Source organism: Neisseria sp. P0009.S007 (assembly GCF_051962515.1).
Genome location: NZ_JBQCVF010000337.1, coordinates 1 through 1,408, shown reverse-complemented (window position 1 = coordinate 1,408; position 1,408 = coordinate 1). Strand labels below are relative to the sequence as shown.

Genomic DNA, 1,408 nt, shown 5'->3' with positions numbered 1-1,408 from the left:
GTTCTCGGCAGAAGCACCAACATCAGCCAAATCAAAGACTTGCTAGATGAAGAAGAAACAGAATTCCTCAGCAATTTGAAAGCCCGCAAAACCGAGTTTTCAGACGGCCTGAATACCGCCGCAGAATTGCCGCAATGGCTGGTGGAACAGCTGCAACAGCATTGGAGTGAAGAAGAAATCCTCGCCTTCGGCCGCAGCATCAACCAACCTGCCCCGCTCGACATCCGCGTCAATACTTTGAAAGGCAAACGCGACAAAGTGCTGCCATTGTTGCAAGCCGAAAGTGCCGATGCAGAGGTAACGCCTTATTCGCCTTGGGGCATCCGCCTGAAAAACAAAATCGCGCTTAACAAACACGAACTGTTTTTAGACGGCACGCTGGAAGTCCAAGACGAAGGCAGCCAGCTGCTTGCCTTATTGGTGGGCGCAAAACGCGGCGAAATCATTGTTGATTTCTGTGCCGGAGCCGGCGGTAAAACCTTGGCTGTCGGTGCGCAAATGGCCAACAAAGGCAGAATCTACGCCTTCGACATCGCCGAAAAACGCCTTGCCAACCTCAAACCGCGCATGACCCGCGCCGGACTGACCAATATCCATCCCGAACGCATCAGCAGCGAACACGATACCCGTATCGCCCGACTGGCAGGCAAAGCCGACCGTGTGTTGGTGGACGCGCCCTGCTCCGGCTTGGGTACTTTACGCCGTAATCCCGACCTCAAATACCGCCAATCCGCCGAGACCGTGGCCAACCTTTTGGAACAACAACACAGCATCCTCGATGCCGCCTCCAAACTGGTGAAACCGCAAGGCCGCTTGGTGTACGCCACCTGCAGCGTGTTGCCGGAAGAAAACGAGCTGCAAGTCGAACGTTTCCTGTCTGAACATCCCGAATTTGAACTCGTCAACTGTGCCGAACTGCTGCAAAGCCTGAAGATCGATTTGGATACCGGAAAATACCTGCGCCTCAACTCAGGAGAACACCAAACCGACGGCTTCTTTGCCGCTGTATTGCAACGTAAGGATTAAGGTTGAAAAGAGGCCGTCTGAAATCCTTTCAGACGGCCTATTTGATAGATTTTTTACATTAAAATCATTATATACGATAGTCGCGCTCTGCAATAATATACTTTAAGGCATGTATCTCGACCTTTTATCAGAATATTGTGAAAAGCTGGAAAAAATGCTTTATGCTTTGTAAATGTATGTGTTCTCGTTCAAAATTCACCCGGTCATGCCTCAGGCGATACCCGATACGGACAACGATAATATATAAATCATTTGGTTAAAAATCATGTCGCATATTTATTCTTCACCCACAAAGCCCCGTTTATTGTCATCGGCCGACGCCGTCGCCTGCTGTCTGCTGCCGTTTCAGACGGCCTCTGCATACAGCCTGCAAGACATCCTC

General features: G+C 50.5%; 1 protein-coding gene. It reads left to right on the top strand.

The window, feature by feature from the left end; all coding sequences use genetic code 11:
* On the top strand, nt 1–1,026 hold a 1,026-nt coding region (locus tag ACTHS3_RS13055; RefSeq protein WP_440368134.1), incomplete at its 5' end, for an RsmB/NOP family class I SAM-dependent RNA methyltransferase.
* Between the last annotated feature and the right edge of the window lie 382 nt (nt 1,027–1,408).